Genomic DNA, 15,760 nt, shown 5'->3' with positions numbered 1-15,760 from the left:
ATTGATATGGACGCTTGCAATACCCAATTGCCGGCGAAACTGCTCTAGATCGTAGAGGGGACGACCTCCATGCAGCTAGTCGAATTCCTGGCGCCGCATTTCGCCTTTGTCTCCGACCCGACGGCATGGGTCGCGCTGCTGACGCTGATCGTGCTGGAGGTCGTGCTCGGCATCGACAATCTGATCTTCATCTCGATTTTGACCAACAAATTGCCGGTAGCGCAGCGAGCCCGCGCCCGGCGGCTCGGCATCTCCGCCGCGCTGGTGATGCGGCTGATCCTGCTGGCCACCATCTCGATCATCGTCCAGTTGACGATGCCGATATTCACCGCCTTCGGCCACGGCTTTTCATGGCGCGACCTGATCCTGATTGCCGGCGGCCTGTTCCTCGTCTGGAAGGCGACCAAGGAGATCCACCACACGGTCGATCTCGATGATCACCAAGACACGATGATGGGCGAAACACTGCAGCTGTCGCTGGCCGGCGCCATTTTCCAGATATTGCTGCTCGACCTCGTCTTCTCGATCGACTCGATCATCACCGCCGTCGGCATGACCGACGAAATCGCGATCATGTACATCGCGGTGATCGTGGCGGTGAGCGTGATGATGCTGGCGGCCGGGCCGCTGGCCGATTTCATCGCCAGGAACCCCAGCATCGTCATGCTGGCGCTAGGGTTCCTGCTGATGATCGGCATGACGCTGATCGCCGACGGCATGGGTTACCACGTGCCGAAAGGCTATATCTACGCCGCCATGGGCTTTTCGGCACTGGTCGAAGGACTCAACATGCTGGCGCGACGGCGGAAGAAGGCCAAGGGCGGCGGGCACTGAGTCCAGCGGAGCGAACCGGCAGCGCAGAGAACTAGGGCTCGGTCTCGATCGTCGCGGCCATGCAGAACCTTTGAGAGGTTGGCGGGACGGAGGGATCGCTGCGGAATGGCTTTTGGCACCCGAAGACCTTACTGCGCCGGCAAACCCTTCGGATGGCGGTCGCCGGTCAGGCCAAGCGTCAAGCCTTGCTCGAGCCACGCCTTGGCGCCGGCGAGCACCAGCGCAAAGCCGCCCGTCGAGTCGATCGCCTGCTTGATCTGCTCGTCGCCGCTACCGGCAAAGCCAAAATTGCGGACCTCGACAAAGGTCGTGCCGCCGGGCATCTCGGTAAAAGTCCACACCACCGTGGTCGGTGGATCGCTCCATTGCATGACGATCTTCTCGTTCGGCACGATCTCGCTGACCGTTACCGTCGTCGAGGCGCCATACATGCGCCATTCCCAATGGATTTCCTTGCCGCTGTCCAGCCTGTCGCTGCCGTGGGTGAACCAGAATTTTGTCGTGATCGCCGGATCAACGATAGCTTCGAACACGTCGGCGACCGGCCGCCTTATCAGCATGCCGGCTTCGGCGGTCGGTGTTTCACGGATTTCCATAGCGTCCTCCTTTCCACGGCGCCGCCCCGGTTCACCAAGCATCGGGTTCGCGCACGAGGTGAATGATGTTGGCCGGGTTGGTGATCCAGCCGCCGCGAAAGCCTTCACCCAGTGCCTCGATGGCGTCGCAGCGCACGACGCCGGCCTTGGCGAGATGGTCCGCCGCGCCTGGAAAATCATCGGTGAACAGTTCCAGCCAGACCTCGGCCTGACTAAGCATCGGCGCCTCGTCGATCCACAGGCGATTGGGACCGAGTTCAAAGCCGATAGCGGGCGCCTTGGCCGTGAATGGCTTCAGGCCGATGACGTCGCGATAGAAGGCGATCGTTGCCTGGTATTGATGTGGCGGCACTTTCATGGCGATGTTGATGCCGCCGCTGATCTTCGCGGTCATTTGCTGGCTCCATTCCCGTGTTCAGGTTCGATTGGCCGGTTCGGTCCAGAACCCGCTATGCCAAATTGATTTGCCAGGAGACTCCGAACCTGTCGTTGAGCCATGCAAACCGGCGGCTGAAACCATAATTGTCCAGCGGCATCAGAAATTTGCCGTCCTTGGCCAGGGCCTCGACAATGCCGTTCAGCTCTGCCTCCGTGGAGCAATCCACATACAGCGAGACCGACGGCGTGAATGTGAAGGCATGGTGCACGGGGCTGTTGTAGACCATCACTTCCAGACCGCTTATGGACACGCGCGCCAGCTTGACCGTCCCTTCCGGGCCGTCTTCGCCGGAGCCGTAACGTGTGACGTCAAGGACGCTGCTGTCGGGGATCGTCTCGCAATAGAAGGTCATTGCCTCTTCGGCCTTGCCCTCGAACATCAGAAATGGCGTCACTTGCTTCATCGCAGGCCTCCGTCATCTTGGTGGTTTTTCAGATGTTGTTCTCGTTGGCCGGCTCGCCCTTCATCTCGCTGCGGTAATAGCCGTCGCGCAGATTGATGCCGTATTCGACATAGGCCTTCATGCAGGCCAGCATCTGCGACCAGCCCTCGCAATTGAGATAGGACTTCTTCAGGCCGACCGCGTCCTCGCGCCAGCCGGTCTCGGCGATGGTGACAAAGGTGCCGCCATCATCGAGCGGTTCGAAATTCATCTCGATGCGGGTCTTGTAGGCTGGCTTGCCGTCGGCATCGGAGGCGTCCCAGTGCAGCACGATGCGGCTGTCCTTGATCACTTCGTCGACCTCGACGGGGACGTTGCCCCACCAGACAACACCGGCACCAGCCACCAGCGGCGCGCTGGCGCCGCCGATCGTAGTGAAATAGCCGCTAAGCTTCTTCGGATTGACGACCGCGTCGAAGACTTCGGCGACAGGTTTGCCGATGCGGCCCGAAACCCTGAATCCAAGAGACATATCCACAGCTCCTTCCTTGAATGGCTCAACGATATGTTATAGAAACATAACATGTCAAGCCATTCGCGGGACGACAATGTTTTCAAGGCGCTGGCGCATCCGCGCCGGCGTGAGTTGCTGGACCGGCTGAAGGATGCGCCGCAGACCACCGGCATGTTGTGCGATGCCTTCCCCGACATGGACCGCTGCACGATCATGCTGCATCTGAAAGTGCTGGAGGAGGCCGACATGGTCGTGGCGCGGCGCGAGGGCCGCGAGCGTTGGAACCATCTCAACGCGCTGCCGATCAAGCACATCCACGACCGCTGGATCAGCCAATATGCCACGCACGCGATCAGCATTCTCGACCGGCTGAAGTCCGATCTGGAGGGGTGAACGGCCGCCGAAGCCTGCCTTTTCGGGTCTCAAGCCCTTGCGTGTCGTCTGCCACGGCGCGGCTGGACGAATTGAGCCGATTTATCTATAAGCCGGCCATTCCGACATAGAGCGCCGTACGTCCGTCCGGACGCAGCAGGACGTTCTGAGATTTTGAATTCGAGCACTTTGCAAGGCGCCGGGTGGTTCACCAGGCCGCGGATGCTCTAGCCGAGAAGACGACAGGGGTGCCATGGCTGGCCATTCACAGTTCAAGAACATCATGCACCGCAAGGGCCGTCAGGATGCGGTGCGATCGAAAATGTTTTCCAAGCTGGCGCGCGAAATCACCGTCGCCGCCAAGAGCGGCACGCCCGATCCATCGATGAACCCTCGCCTGCGCCTTGCGGTGCAGAACGCCAAGGCGGTGTCGATGCCGAAGGACAACATCCAGCGCGCCATCAACAAGGCGTCGATGGGCGATGCCGAGACCTACGAGGCCGTGCGCTACGAGGGTTATGGGCCGGGCGGCGTCGCGCTGATCGTCGAGGCGCTGACCGATAACCGCAACCGCTCGGCGTCGAATGTGCGCGCTGCCTTCACCAAGGCCGGCGGGGCGATGGGCGAGACCGGCTCGGTGTCGTTCATGTGGGACCGCATCGGCGAGATCTACTATCCGGCATCGGCCGGCAGCGCCGAAAAGGTGATGGACGCGGCGATCGAGGCCGGCGCCGACGACGTCCAGTCGGACGAGGAAGGCCACACGATCTACTGCGCCTTCGAGAATCTCGGCGAGGTGTCGAAGGCGCTGGAAGGCGCGCTCGGCGAGGCTGAATCGGTGAAGCCGATCTGGAAGCCGCAGACCAATATCGCGGTCGACGAGGAGCGGGCACAATCGCTGATGAAGCTGGTCGCGACGCTTGAAGATGACGACGACGTGCAGAGCGTCTACGCCAATTTCGAGGTCGACGAGGAGACCTTGGCGAAGCTCAGCGCGGCATGACCCAACACGCGCTGCCTACAGTCCGCATCACCTATTGCACGCAGTGCCTGTGGCTGCTCAGGGCCGGCTGGATGGCGCAGGAGCTGCTGTCCACCTTCGGCACCGATCTCGGCGAAGTGGCGCTGGTGCCCGGCACCGGCGGCATCTTCACCATTTCCTGCAATGACACGCTGGTCTGGGACCGCAAACGTGACGGCGGTTTTCCCGACGCCGCAAAGCTCAAGCAACTGGTTCGCGACGTCATCGATCCGGATCGCGATCTCGGCCATGCCGATCGCAAGGGTCATAAGTCGAAGGACCCTGCCTGAGGGTCTTCTTGCCCCGGCATTCACCGCCACGCGAAGATAAAGCAGCCCAGCGCCACGATGGCGGTGATGGTGCGGACATGGTTCCACATCACCCAGTCCTTGAGATAAGTGGCCCATACCGCGGCGCCGTTGGCGCTTGCCGGATCGACGGCGGCCAGGGCGTTGTTGAGCGGCACGTTGAACATCATCGTCACGATCGGGTTGCCGACGAGATAGATCAGGGCGCCGGCGAGAAGCCAGAACGCGCCCGGCTGGCTCCAGCCGATAAGAGCGCCGGCGGCAAGCACAAGACAGACCAGCCCGGTGCCGAATAGCGCGGTCATGAATGCCGGCGTAATCACGGTGATGTTGATCGAATTCATGGCGGCGATGCCGCCTCCGGCAGGCAAGCGGGCGAGCGCCGGCATGATAAAGTTGGAGAAGGCGAAGAAAACGCCGCCGACAACGCCTGAGCCAATGGCAGCGACGAAGGTGAGGGTGGGAAGCAGTTTCATGATCATGTCAGTTCCTCCAGATGCCCGTGGCGGCGGTTTCGGTTGCGTAGGTGGAAAAGTCTTTTGGGGCGCGGCCGAGCACGCGCTGGACGCCGTCGGTCAGCGTTTCGTTGCGGCCGTCGAGCACTTCGGTGAACAGCTCGTTGAGCAGCCAGGCGAACTCGGCCGGCAACTCGTGCCAGGCTATGGCGGCGGTGAACTCGGCATGGGAAACCCGCTTGAAACGGATGTCGCGGCCTGCGGCCCTGCCGATCTCGGCGACCGCGTCGGCAAAGCTCAGCAGCCGCGGCCCGGTCAGCTCATAGAGCTCTCCGACATGTCCTTGCCGGGTTAGTACGGTAAAGGCGGCCTCCGCGATATCGTCGGCATCCACAAATGGTTCGCCCACACTGCCGACCGGCAACGCCACCTCGCCCTCCTGCAAAGATTCGACGAGGAAGCCTTCGCTGAAGTTCTGGGAAAACCAGGCGCAGCGCAGGATCGTCCAATCGGCGCCTGAAGCTTTGAGCATCTCTTCGGCGCGCGGTGCTTCCGTTTCGCCGCGCCCCGACAGCAGTACCAGCCGACGCACACCACACTCCACGGCAAGACGAGAGAAGGCGCCGACCGTGTCGGCCGCGCCGGGCACCGCAAGATCAGGATAGTAGCTGATGTAGACGGCGCCCACACCATCAAGTGCGGGTTCCCAGGTCGTGCTATTTTCCCAGTCGAAGGGCGGCGTACCCGAGCGCGAGCCGATCTTTACCGGCAGGCCACGCGCCGTCAGCCGCTCAGCGAGGCGGCGGCCGGTCTTGCCGGTGCCGCCGAGGATCAAAGTTGGTTTCGTTACAGTAGGGTTCATGTCGATTTTCCTCAGTTTGCAAATGTGAGTAATCCTCACATTTGCCAAACGTGATAAACCCTCGTATTTTGCGAGTCAAGCCAATTTGTTGATTGTTCGCCTGGAGACAGTGATGGAAGGCTCTGCCGTATCGGATTCACAGGATGGCCAGATCGCATCGCCGCGCCGGGCGCCGAGCCAGCAGCGTAGCCGCGAGCGGGTCGAGCGCATGCTGGCCGCAGCGTCGGCGCTGATCGCCGAGCAAGGCAGCGATGCGATGCGCATGGGCGAGGTGGCCGAGAGGGCTGGCGTGTCGATCGGCTCGCTCTACCAGTTCTTCCCGGACAAGCGGGCAATCATTTGGGCGCTGGCCGAACGCTACACCGCCGAAAGCCAGGCCTGCATCGCGGCGGCACTCGCCGACGTCAGTGACGCCGACGGCTTGCGCCAGGCGTTTTCGGAGCTGGTGGATATCTACTACCGGTTATTCCTGGCCGAGCCGGTGATGCGCGACATCTGGTCGGGGACACAGGCCGACAAAGCATTGCGCGAGCTTGAGCTTGCCGACAGCCGGGCCAACGCCGAATTCCTCACCACGGTGCTGAAGCGGTTGCGGCCGTCCGCCGATCCGGAAGCGCTGGAAACCACGGCATTTCTCATCTGGCAGATGGGCGAGGCCGCAATGCGGCTTGCGATTTCGGTCGACCGGCAAGAGGGTGACAGGCTGGTTGCGGCCTACAAGCGGATGGCTCTGCGAGAGTTGCTCGGCGCCTGACCGGCGCCGCGCGCATTCATTTTCCCTTGCCTGGCAAGGAGATGGCCGGCATCGTGCCCTTCGGCGGCCGATACTTCCGCCGCCATGCCTTCGGGCTCAGGCCGGTGATGCGCAGGAACTCACGGTTGAAGTTCGATTTGCTGAGGAAACCGGCGTCGAGCATGATGCGGGTGATCGGTTCGTCGGTCGCCGCGAGCAAGCGGCGGGCCTCATCGATCCTCCTGCCGTTGACGTATTGGGATACGCTCGATCCGTGGACGCGATTGACCGCCGATGACACTTGCCGTGCGGGGAGGCCGAGCCGCCTGGCGATGCGCCCGAGGTTGAGATCGACATCCTTGTAGAGATATTTCGATGTCATCAGCGCGTCGACCGCCGCCGCGACCGCGGAATCTTCGCTGGTCACCCGTGGCGTGGTTTGGGCGTGCGACACATCCACTTCCTCTTCGTCGGAAGCAGCGGTTTCGCTGGCAACAGCGGCCGCGCTGCCGAGCAGCATCAGCGCTAGGACGTTGGCGGCGGCAATCACCGCGCCGGAATGAGTGCCACCTGTCCATTCGAGGTCGAAGCTGATGATGATGTCGGTGACCGGCGATGCAAGGATCGCCAGCGCCGTCACCAACAGCGATCGGTAGGACCGCAAGACGCCGTCGAGACGCGATTCGACAAGAACATCCGGACCGGCCAGCGCCAGCCAAAGAAGGGCGGCGCCATAGGACAGGAAAACGAGGATGATCACCGGCCCGACCGGCTCGCGCCAGAAGATCAGGAGCAGGACAACCAGGCAGGCCGGCAGCAAATGCGGCCAGAGTGATGCCAGGCGATGCGCGGACGGTTCCTTCGTCAAACCGCTGAAGGCTATCCAGGCAAGGGGTGCGATCAGTGTCGCCAGGACCGACTGGAACGGCATGATTGCCCTGACATCATAACCCCAGCGAATGCCGATCAGCACCGACTGCAAGGCATAGGCGGCGATCAGCAGCATGAAGGCGATGTTTTCACGCAGATCGGCCTCGTTTCGGCGGACCATCTGCACGAGCAGGATGACCAGCAACAGGGCAACGACGAATGGCAGGGGAATGAAGATCATGATCGCAAGCGTGGTTCCAAAGCGGGCAGCGGCCGACAATGACCCGGATTGCGTTCGCGGTCGTCCCGGATCGCGATCAAGGTCGCGGAAATCGACGTTTCAGATCATCTCGACAACGCCACGGTCCAGTCGCGACCGCCCAACATGATCGGAGACAATGATGAAATCCGCAATTCTCGTCTTGCTGCCTTTTGCCGGCGTTGCCCTGGCATCGCCGGCGACCGGTGAGGCCTCCAAGACGCTCGATCTCGTCGGGGTGAGCGCCGTCGTCATCACCGGCGAAGCCAGTTCCGTCAAGCTCACCACTTCGTCCGCGGCACCCACCACGCGACGATCAGCGGCCGCCGTGAAGGCTGGTTTGCGAGCTGGTATTCGAGTTGGTTCGCCAGTGACTGCCGTTCCGCCAGCGACATGAAGCTGGTGGCCTCGACGCTACGCATCGATGTTGCTCCCTCCTCGTGGCTGGATCCTTCGGACTGCGTGGTCGAGATCAACGCCAACATCCAACCCGAGAGTTCCGTGTCGATCGACCAAGCGGCGCTGCAAGCCAACATGGCGGGGAATTTCTCTACTATCGCCATCGCGGGCAAGGCCGCCGATGTTTCACTCGACGGGCATGCTTCGAGCATCGATCTCAAGGGCGAGGCGCTGAAGGTCAATCTCTTCTATGGCAGCATCCGGCAGGACGAAAACATCGCGATTGCCGGCAAGGCGCTGGATGCCACGCTGTCCTTCGGCCAGCAGGTTCCGATCAGCTATTCGGTGACAGCATTGGCGTCCTTCGTCGACAGTTCGCTTCCCAACACCGCCGGCGCCAAACCCTCGATCGTCATCAAGGGCGATTTCGTTCGCGCGACGATCCGCTGAATAAAAAACCCGCCACAAGGGCGGGTTTTTTATCTGCAGGCAGCCAATGCGGCTTGAGCGTTCTTCGACCTTACAGGCCAAAACCTTCGAAGCGCTTCTTGAACTTCGACAGGCGGCCGCCGCGGTCGAGCAGGGTCTGCTGGCCGCCGGTCCAGGCCGGATGGGTCGTCGGGTCGATATCGAGGTTCATCGTATCGCCTTCCTTGCCCCAGGTCGAACGGGTCATGTATTCGGTGCCGTCGGTCATGACGACCTTGATGGTGTGGTAGTCGGGATGGATGTCGGTCTTCATGGTTCTGTTCCTGGCTTGCCGGGTGCTGCCGACGGGCTGAAGCCTGCGTCGATGCGCCCCTTTTTAAAACTCGAAGCCGCAGCTATTGAGGAGCCACGGCTTCTAAAACGGTCGGCGAGCCTATACATCAGCCGGAATTGAATCACAAGGCCGCGGCAAGCGCATATTGATGGCGCAAACCTCAAAAGGCCAAAGGACACGGTCATGGCGAACATCAGCGGCGATGCAGACGAGCGCAGGCGCTCGCTGAGGCCGCTGCAGCGCCTGTTTCCCTACATCACCCATTACCGCAAAATGGTCATCGGCGCGATCATCTCGCTGGCCGTCGCGGCGGCGACGACGCTGGCGCTGCCACTGGCCGTGCGGCGGATGATCGATCACGGCTTTTCCGCTTCCGATTCCAGCTTCATTGCCGAATATTTCGCCATGCTGGTGGTGATGGCCGCCGTGCTGGCGGCGGCGTCTGCCAGCCGCTACTATTTCGTCATCACGCTGGGCGAGCGCGTCGTTGCCGATATCCGCCGCGATGTCTTTGCCCACGTCACGACGCTGTCGCCCTCCTTCTTCGACACGGCCCAGTCGGGCGAGATCGTCTCGCGGCTCGCCGCCGACACGACACAGGTCAAATCGGCCGTGGGTGCTACCGCCTCGGTGGCTTTGCGCAACGTCATCCTCGGCCTTGGCGCCGTGGCGATGATGGTCTTCACCAGCCCAAAACTGTCCGGCCTGGTCATCGCGGCCATTCCGTTAATCGTGCTGCCGCTGGTCGCCTTCGGCCGCTCGGTGCGGCGCAAGTCACGGCTGGCGCAGGATACTCTGGCCAATGCCACCGCCTATGCCAGCGAGCAGATCGGCGCGGTCCGCACCCTGCAGGCCTTCACCAACGAGAAGCTTGTCACCGGGTATTTTTCATCCGCCGTGGAAGCAGCGTTCGAAGCGGCGCGGGCCTCGATCTTTGCCCGCTCCTTTCTCACCTTCTTCGCCATCTTCATGATCTTTTCCTCGGTGGTGGCGGTGCTGTGGTTCGGTTCGCGCGACGTGCTCGACGGCACGCTGTCGCCAGGTACGCTTGGCCAATTCCTGCTCTATTCGGTGTTCGCTGCTGGCGCGCTCGGCGCCTTGTCGGAGGTCTGGGGCGAACTGTCCCAGGCAGCAGGCGCTGCCGAACGGCTGACCGAGATCCTGGCCGAGAAACCCGCGATCCAGGCGCCCGCCGATCCGAAGCCGCTGCCGGCAAAGGCGAGAGGCGCGATCAGCTTCGACGATGTCTCCTTCTCCTATCCGGCCCGGCCCGACCGCGCCGCCGTCCATGGCCTCAGCTTTCAGGTCAAACCCGGCGAGACGGTGGCGATCGTCGGACCATCCGGCGCCGGCAAGAGCACCGTGTTTTCGCTGCTTCTGCGCTTCTACGATCCGGAAGCCGGCAGGATCGTCATCGACGGAGTCGATCTGCGCGAGGCCGATCCGGCCGCGATCCGCGCGCGCATAGCCATCGTGCCGCAGGATGTCACCATCTTTGCCGCAAGCGCGCGCGACAATATCGGCTTTGGCCGGCCTGGCGCCAGCCAGGCCGAGATCGAGGCGGCGGCGAAAGACGCGCTTGCCGACGAGTTCATCCTGAAACTCGAAAAGGGCTATGACAGCCAGGTCGGCGAGCGCGGGGTGACGCTGTCGGGCGGCCAGCGCCAGCGCGTGGCGATCGCCCGCGCCATTTTGCGCGATGCGCCGATCCTTCTGCTCGACGAGGCGACCTCGGCACTCGATGCCGAAAGCGAGACGCTGGTGCAGACGGCGCTCGACCGGCTGATGCAGGGGCGTACCACGATCGTCATCGCCCATCGGCTGGCAACCGTGCTGAAGGCCGATCGCATCCTGGTCATGGATGGCGGCCGCATCGTCGAGGAAGGCACGCATCAGAGCCTGGTCGCCAAGGGCGGCATCTATGCGCGGCTGGCCAAGCTGCAGTTCGAAACCGGGGCGAATGCCTTCAGGGGCGCGGCCGAGTAGGTCCCCCAGCGACCGCTGGGATTCTTCAGCTACCGAAAGCTCGGCGTTTGCCGCGTCGATAGGCGATGAACAGGGGAACGCCGACAAGCAACGACAACAAAAGCATGCTGGCGACGGTCTGGCGCTGCTCCTTTGCCGGATCGCTGAGCTGCACATCGGCAGGCGGCTCTTCATAGGTAAAATCGTACTGCCACCGGATTTCGTCCGCGACGTCATCGACGGTTTTCAGATAGTCGGCAATCGCCTTGGCCGGCACTTCAGTTGCCAGGCTCTGAAAGTTCCATTCGACTTGAAATTCGGTGGGCGTGTTGGACCAGGACGCCTTGAGAGACAGATAGGGCGTCACGACGTTTTTCATCGACTCGCCGGAAAACCTCGCCTTGAGGTTGCGCACCGTTATCTTGTGACGCCGGTAGAACTGGGGGCCGATGGAGACGGGCCCGGTTCGGTCGACGATTGTCGGGGTTGGAAGAGAGTTGTTGCCGAGATCGGCCGCGCGGATCGGGAAATTCTTTGCCAGATCGTTGGCCGCCAGCGCCTCTGCCGGCAAGCGATAACTTTCCTTCACGCTCACTATGTTGTCGTCGCGGCGATCCACGATTTCCGGCTTGGCGACGGTTTGGATGCCCGGATATTGCTTGTTGTAGTATTTCAGGTAGGCGTCCGACACCTCGCTCAGCGACCGGCTGGCCAAATTGCCGCGCATCCAATCGGCATCGGCGTCCTGATATGTCGAGAAGACCGTCAGCACGAGGGGATCGCCCGGTTTCCGCGGAAAATCGAAGTCCTCGGCGATCTGGATCGATGGGCTGGTAAGCACAGGACTCGGCATCTTCTCCAATCCGCCGGTGCTGGAAAGCGGCAGCGCGAAGCCGTAGTCCGACTGTGCGAGATTGGGCGCCTTGCCGCCCTGAAGATAGTCGGTAGCATCCAGCCAATATGTCTTTGTTCCGATCCTCGCCTTGACGATGGCATGGTCGAAATCGCGAAGCGCCGGCAGATGCTGGTCCAGGGCCCGCCCTTCGTCGAGATCGGCCAGGGCAACCTCGGCAGCAATGCCAAGCCGCACAAGCGAAGAAACCAGCAGCAGTGCCTTGTCCTTGCAGTCACCAAACCCGCTCAGGATGACGGTCGCGGGATCACGCGGAATGTAGGAACCGGCACCCATCGACAGGCTTACATAGCGGATCTGGTCCTGCACCAACCGCATTGCCTCGACCATCCGGTCTTCGGGCACGGGATGCCGCAGTGCGATGTCGTCGAGCTTTGCGGCAAAAGCCGAGGGAAAAACGGTCGCTGGCTTGTAATAGGGCGCAACAGCATCGACCACACTTTGCCAATTCGCGGTCGATGCGACATCGATAGAGCCCCAGCCTGGATATGTCACGGGCAGGTTGTCCTCGACATTGACCGGTTTCGGGTTTGGAATTTCCCACAGATAGGTCGTGTCCGGCCCTGTCGACGAGATCGAAGGCTTGAGTTGGGTCCCCCTTGTCTTGGTCTCGAGCGGCTGGCCCGAAGGCCAAATGATGCTCGTGCGGATAAGCGCTACCGGCTCTTCCCATTCGGTGGAGAAATTCTTGAAGAAGAGATCCTTGCCGACGAGCGGCGTTATCTCATAGGTCGATCCGTAATCAACGATGTCGCCGGCGCGCACGTCATCGATGTTGACATGTGCTGTCAGCCAGCCGTCGAAGACGCCTTTCTCGGCATCTCTTTCCCTGCGGAAGATGTCGAATTCGACGTCTTCCAGCCGGTCCAAAACGGCGCCGTCGCGGATGATGTGAAGATGGTTGAGCGTGACCTTGTGCCGGGACGGATCGAATTGCAGATCGATACTCGCGCCCCGATCCAGCCCGGGACGGTCAACGATTCTATAGACTGTGCGCGAGTACTCGACATAGCCGCCGGCGCGATGCTTGATCTGGTCGTCCGAGAGCAGCCATGAAACGCCATTCTTGATTTGATCCGATCGGGTGGGATCGGCAGCCGGAGTATCAACCTGCGTTACCCAGCTTTCCGCGGGGCCCTTGAGAACCATGTCGTCGGACATGGCCGGAGAACTCAGGCCGATCAACAAGATGAAAAATACCAAGCGGGGCCAGAAAGACTTCATCCCATGAAAACTGTAACAGGCAGACATCTACGCTCGCCCAACTTGGAAGAACTCCTTTTTCAGAGGCTTTCCCACCAAAGTAAAGGCCAGTTTCGCGGATTTCTGCGGTCACCGCAGCAAGAACCAGGAACAGACGAAGCGACTCAGTTACCGTACCGCTTCTTCAGGTGATCGGTGAAATGCACGGCATTGAGCTTTTCGCCGGTGGCGCGTTCGAGCAGTTCCGGCGTCGACCAGCGCGAGCCTTGCGACCAGATCCTTTTGCGGCGCCAGTCGTTGATCGCGGCGAAATCTCCCTTGGCGAGGTCTTCGTCGGCTGAAGGATGATCTCTGGTCAGCGCCGCCCATTGCTGCGCCGCCATCATGGCGCCCAGCGTGTAGGAGGGGAAATAGCCGAAGGCGGCACCCGGCCAGTGGACGTCCTGCATCGGACCATCAGCCGGATTGTCTGATGTCGACAGGCCGAGATAATCGCGCATCTTGGCATCCCAGGCCTCGGGCAGGTCGGCTGCTTCCAGCCGCCCCGAGACAAGCTCCTGCTCCAGCTCGTAGCGCAGGATGACATGCAGCGGGTAGGTGACCTCGTCGGCATCGACGCGAATCAGACCGCGCTCGACCCGGTGCACATGCGGCAGGATGTCGTCGATCGTCCAGCTCTCACCAAGGTGTCTTTCGACCACCGGCAGTGCCCAGCGCCAGAATTCTGGATTGCGGCCGATCTGCTTTTCGACGAACAGGCTCTGGCTTTCATGCACCGCCATGCCGCGCGCTCTGCCGAGTGGCCAGTGCGCCCACGCCTTCGGCAGGTTCTGCTCGTACAGCGCATGGCCGGTCTCGTGCAGCACGCCCATCAGCGCCGACAGGAAATCCGAGGTCTTGTAGCGGGTGGTTATGCGCACGTCGCTCGGCACACCGCCGCAGAAGGGATGGTGCGAAACCGACAGCGAGCCGTGGGTGAGGTCGAAGCCGACTGCGGCCATCATGGCGAGGCCGAGCTCGCGCTGCTTGTCCAAGGGGTAGCTGCCGGAAAGCGGCTTCAGCGGATGTTTCGCCAGCCGCTCCTCCTGCACGGCAAGTGCCTCCGGTACGAAGCCTTTCAAGAAAGTCTTCAACTCAGCAAATAAAGGCGTGATGTCGGCGGTGCGATTGCCCGGGTCATATTGCTCCATCAGCGCGTCATAAGGCTCGAGCCCGAGCACCTCGGCGCGAAATGTCGCCTCCTCGCGCACCAGCGCCACGACGCCTTCGAGCGCCGGCAGGAAGCCGGCCCAGTCGTTCTTGGCGCGCAGGTCGCGCCAGAGTTGCTCGGAGCGCATGCGCACAGTCGTCTGGCGCTCGACGAACTCGACCGGCAGGCAGGTCAGGTTGGTGTATTGCCGGCGGAACTCCCTGACCGCGGCCTGCTGCTCTTCGTTCAACGCCTCCTGCTCGGCCGCCGCGATCCAATCGGCAATCTCCGGCGCAGTCGCCTGGGCGTGGTGCATGCCGGCAAGCGCCGACATTGCCTCTGCGCGCTTCTCGCCGCCGCCGACCGCCATATGGGTCGCCTCGTCGGCGCCGAGAATGGCGAGGGCATGTTCCAGCGCTTCGAGCTTGTGGCCGAGGTCGTCGAGATTTTGAAAGGACATGGTGGGTTCCGCTGATTTGACGGCGGGAAAAGATACCAATGGAAAAGTGTTGGCAACCCCTGAAAACCGTCTGCGACCGATGCATCGACTGCCGGCCGCAACGGCCGAAAGGCATCTTGCGGAAGCGGTGGCGTGCGTGATCAATGTCGTTGGCGGCGGCAGACCGCAATGGGGGAGACGAAACATGATCGCCAATGTACTGGTCGGGCTGGTGGCCGTGATCCACCTCTGCATCGTCTATCTGGAGATGGTGCTGTGGGACACGCCGCGCGGTCACATGGTATTCAAGCTGACGCCGGAATTCGCCAGTGCCTCGAAAGTGCTTGCGGCCAATCAGGGACTTTACAACGGTTTTCTCGCAGCTGGGCTGATCTGGGGGCTTTACCTCGGCGAAGCCGGTTTCCAGTTCAAAGTCTTCTTCCTGCTCTGCGGCGCGGCCGCCGGCCTCTCCGGCGCGGCGACGGCGGGCCGTAAAATCCTGTTCATCCAGACAGTGCCGGCAATGCTGGCGCTGATTGCGTTGGCGTTGTGCTAGCGCATGATCCCTGAACCGAAAACTGGAAAAGGATCATACGCAAAATCAATTGCCACAGCGCCGGGCGCTACGGCCGATCTCAGCCGCCTGGATAGTTTGGGCCGTAGCCGTTAGGATAGTATCCGCCATCGCCGCCGTTGCCGATGAGGAAGGCACTGCCGGTATCAGCGCGTAGCTTTTGGCTGACATCGTCGAGCTGCGCCAGCAACTGCTGATATTGCGTGCTCGGCATCGTTCCCTCGCGCGCGGCCCTCTGGGCGGCCCGATCGAGTTGAGCGACCTGCGTGCGCAAGTCACGCGCCTCGCCCGGCTCGAGCTTGTTCGCCCGGATGGCGCCCTGGATACCCGTCTCCACGCTCTGGATCTGATTGATCAAGGCCGTCTCACGCGGGCCGGCGTAAGCGCCAGCAAACGGAACGGCGAGGAGAAGTGTGGCGAGCGTAGCAGTCCTGAGGTTCCTGGGAGCGAAGAAGCGCATGGTTGCGTCTCCTTTACTGGGGAAGGCGATGGTTGGGTTTTCCTGCCTTCCGGCCGCGGGCCGTCAGGTTCCGTCGCGTCGCGATGAGCGGTTCCACCGCCGGCGGTTCTCGGCCCAGACCAAGGCTAAAAGGCGGTGGCGGCAAAGTGTAATTAAAAAAAGGTAATTTTTTCAGCTCTTGCGGCTGCCGCACCAGTGCCCTAGATGCCG

Annotated in this window: 20 protein-coding genes; 9 read left to right on the top strand and 11 right to left on the bottom strand. The window is 61.9% G+C overall.

Going from position 1 to position 15,760, the window contains the following annotated elements; all coding sequences use genetic code 11:
• The first annotated feature begins 69 nt into the window (after positions 1-69).
• A complete protein-coding gene (locus NKH91_RS07425) occupies positions 70-834 on the top strand; it encodes a TerC family protein (protein ID WP_352494148.1) in 765 nt (254 codons plus the stop codon).
• Positions 835-962: 128 nt separating this feature from the next.
• Here NKH91_RS07425 and NKH91_RS07420 read toward each other — a convergent pair whose 3' ends face one another.
• The 4 genes from NKH91_RS07420 to NKH91_RS07405 are packed head-to-tail and all read right to left on the bottom strand — an operon-like array spanning position 963 to position 2,783.
• A complete protein-coding gene (locus tag NKH91_RS07420; protein WP_352845228.1) occupies positions 963-1,430 on the bottom strand; it encodes an SRPBCC family protein in 468 nt (155 codons plus the stop codon).
• Positions 1,431-1,461: 31 nt separating this feature from the next.
• Entirely contained in the window at positions 1,462-1,824 is a 363-nt protein-coding gene (locus NKH91_RS07415) for a hypothetical protein (protein ID WP_352640128.1), read from the bottom strand.
• 55 nt (positions 1,825-1,879) lie between these two features.
• Positions 1,880-2,272, bottom strand: coding sequence for a VOC family protein (locus tag NKH91_RS07410; protein WP_352640129.1), 393 nt, complete (start codon positions 2,270-2,272; stop codon positions 1,880-1,882).
• Positions 2,273-2,300: 28 nt separating this feature from the next.
• Positions 2,301-2,783 carry an SRPBCC domain-containing protein gene (locus tag NKH91_RS07405; RefSeq protein WP_352787918.1) on the bottom strand — a complete coding sequence of 161 codons (483 nt, stop codon included), beginning with the start codon at positions 2,781-2,783 and terminating at the stop codon, positions 2,301-2,303.
• A 51-nt stretch (positions 2,784-2,834) separates the two neighbouring features.
• Here NKH91_RS07405 and NKH91_RS07400 point away from each other — a divergent pair, with 51 nt between their 5' ends.
• The 3 genes from NKH91_RS07400 to NKH91_RS07390 all read left to right on the top strand — a co-directional run bounded on the left by NKH91_RS07400 (position 2,835) and on the right by NKH91_RS07390 (position 4,448).
• Positions 2,835-3,158 (top strand): ArsR/SmtB family transcription factor, encoded by a 324-nt coding sequence (locus NKH91_RS07400; RefSeq protein ID WP_023719639.1) that lies wholly within the window; start codon positions 2,835-2,837, stop codon positions 3,156-3,158.
• Positions 3,159-3,390: 232 nt separating this feature from the next.
• A complete protein-coding gene (locus NKH91_RS07395) occupies positions 3,391-4,140 on the top strand; it encodes a YebC/PmpR family DNA-binding transcriptional regulator (RefSeq protein WP_352480936.1) in 750 nt (249 codons plus the stop codon).
• Positions 4,137-4,448 carry an Rdx family protein gene (locus NKH91_RS07390; protein ID WP_352480935.1) on the top strand — a complete coding sequence of 104 codons (312 nt, stop codon included), beginning with the start codon at positions 4,137-4,139 and terminating at the stop codon, positions 4,446-4,448. The genes NKH91_RS07395 and NKH91_RS07390 overlap by 4 nt, the downstream gene beginning before the upstream one ends.
• 20 nt (positions 4,449-4,468) lie before the next feature.
• Here NKH91_RS07390 and NKH91_RS07385 read toward each other — a convergent pair whose 3' ends face one another.
• Positions 4,469-4,948, bottom strand: a complete 480-nt coding sequence (locus NKH91_RS07385) for an anthrone oxygenase family protein (RefSeq protein WP_352480934.1) — start codon at positions 4,946-4,948, stop codon at positions 4,469-4,471.
• A gap of 1 nt (position 4,949) precedes the next feature.
• The gene (locus tag NKH91_RS07380; protein ID WP_352884001.1) at positions 4,950-5,783 is read right to left on the bottom strand and encodes a Rossmann-fold NAD(P)-binding domain-containing protein; all 834 of its coding nucleotides are present in this window, start codon (positions 5,781-5,783) and stop codon (positions 4,950-4,952) included.
• A gap of 112 nt (positions 5,784-5,895) precedes the next feature.
• Here NKH91_RS07380 and NKH91_RS07375 point away from each other — a divergent pair, with 112 nt between their 5' ends.
• Positions 5,896-6,537 (top strand): TetR/AcrR family transcriptional regulator, encoded by a 642-nt coding sequence (locus NKH91_RS07375; protein WP_352845224.1) that lies wholly within the window; start codon positions 5,896-5,898, stop codon positions 6,535-6,537.
• A gap of 16 nt (positions 6,538-6,553) precedes the next feature.
• Here NKH91_RS07375 and NKH91_RS07370 read toward each other — a convergent pair whose 3' ends face one another.
• Positions 6,554-7,627 (bottom strand): helix-turn-helix domain-containing protein, encoded by a 1,074-nt coding sequence (locus NKH91_RS07370; RefSeq protein WP_352640133.1) that lies wholly within the window; start codon positions 7,625-7,627, stop codon positions 6,554-6,556.
• Between the two features lie 160 nt (positions 7,628-7,787).
• On the opposite strand from NKH91_RS07370, the gene NKH91_RS07365 reads away from it, so the two are divergent.
• Positions 7,788-8,042 (top strand): hypothetical protein, encoded by a 255-nt coding sequence (locus NKH91_RS07365; protein WP_352884004.1) that lies wholly within the window; start codon positions 7,788-7,790, stop codon positions 8,040-8,042.
• Positions 8,039-8,494 (top strand): hypothetical protein, encoded by a 456-nt coding sequence (locus tag NKH91_RS07360; RefSeq protein WP_352884006.1) that lies wholly within the window; start codon positions 8,039-8,041, stop codon positions 8,492-8,494. Before NKH91_RS07365 ends, NKH91_RS07360 begins: the two co-directional genes overlap by 4 nt.
• 70 nt (positions 8,495-8,564) lie before the next feature.
• Here NKH91_RS07360 and rpmE read toward each other — a convergent pair whose 3' ends face one another.
• Positions 8,565-8,786: a 50S ribosomal protein L31 gene (gene rpmE, locus NKH91_RS07355; protein WP_006327661.1), complete on the bottom strand. Its 222-nt coding sequence runs from the start codon at positions 8,784-8,786 to the stop codon at positions 8,565-8,567.
• A 204-nt stretch (positions 8,787-8,990) separates the two neighbouring features.
• On the opposite strand from rpmE, the gene NKH91_RS07350 reads away from it, so the two are divergent.
• Positions 8,991-10,793: an ABC transporter transmembrane domain-containing protein gene (locus NKH91_RS07350; RefSeq protein ID WP_352480929.1), complete on the top strand. Its 1,803-nt coding sequence runs from the start codon at positions 8,991-8,993 to the stop codon at positions 10,791-10,793.
• 25 nt (positions 10,794-10,818) lie between these two features.
• Here the strand turns inward: NKH91_RS07350 and NKH91_RS07345 are convergent, their stop codons facing one another.
• Together NKH91_RS07345 and NKH91_RS07340 are read right to left on the bottom strand one after the other, a co-directional pair.
• Positions 10,819-12,846 (bottom strand): DUF3857 domain-containing protein, encoded by a 2,028-nt coding sequence (locus NKH91_RS07345; RefSeq protein ID WP_352845220.1) that lies wholly within the window; start codon positions 12,844-12,846, stop codon positions 10,819-10,821.
• A gap of 206 nt (positions 12,847-13,052) precedes the next feature.
• On the bottom strand, positions 13,053-14,537 hold the full coding sequence (locus NKH91_RS07340) for a carboxypeptidase M32 (RefSeq protein ID WP_352884009.1): 1,485 nt from the start codon (positions 14,535-14,537) through the stop codon (positions 13,053-13,055).
• A 184-nt stretch (positions 14,538-14,721) separates the two neighbouring features.
• Between NKH91_RS07340 and NKH91_RS07335 the strand changes: the two genes are divergently transcribed.
• Positions 14,722-15,072: a DUF1304 domain-containing protein gene (locus NKH91_RS07335; RefSeq protein ID WP_352950962.1), complete on the top strand. Its 351-nt coding sequence runs from the start codon at positions 14,722-14,724 to the stop codon at positions 15,070-15,072.
• Positions 15,073-15,151: 79 nt separating this feature from the next.
• Here NKH91_RS07335 and NKH91_RS07330 read toward each other — a convergent pair whose 3' ends face one another.
• Positions 15,152-15,550 (bottom strand): hypothetical protein, encoded by a 399-nt coding sequence (locus NKH91_RS07330; protein WP_023719630.1) that lies wholly within the window; start codon positions 15,548-15,550, stop codon positions 15,152-15,154.
• Positions 15,551-15,760 lie beyond the last annotated feature (210 nt).

This window comes from Mesorhizobium sp. M0894 (genome assembly GCF_040319725.1).
Classification (GTDB): Bacteria; Pseudomonadota; Alphaproteobacteria; order Rhizobiales; family Rhizobiaceae; genus Mesorhizobium.
This window is presented reverse-complemented; position numbering and strand designations above follow the sequence as displayed.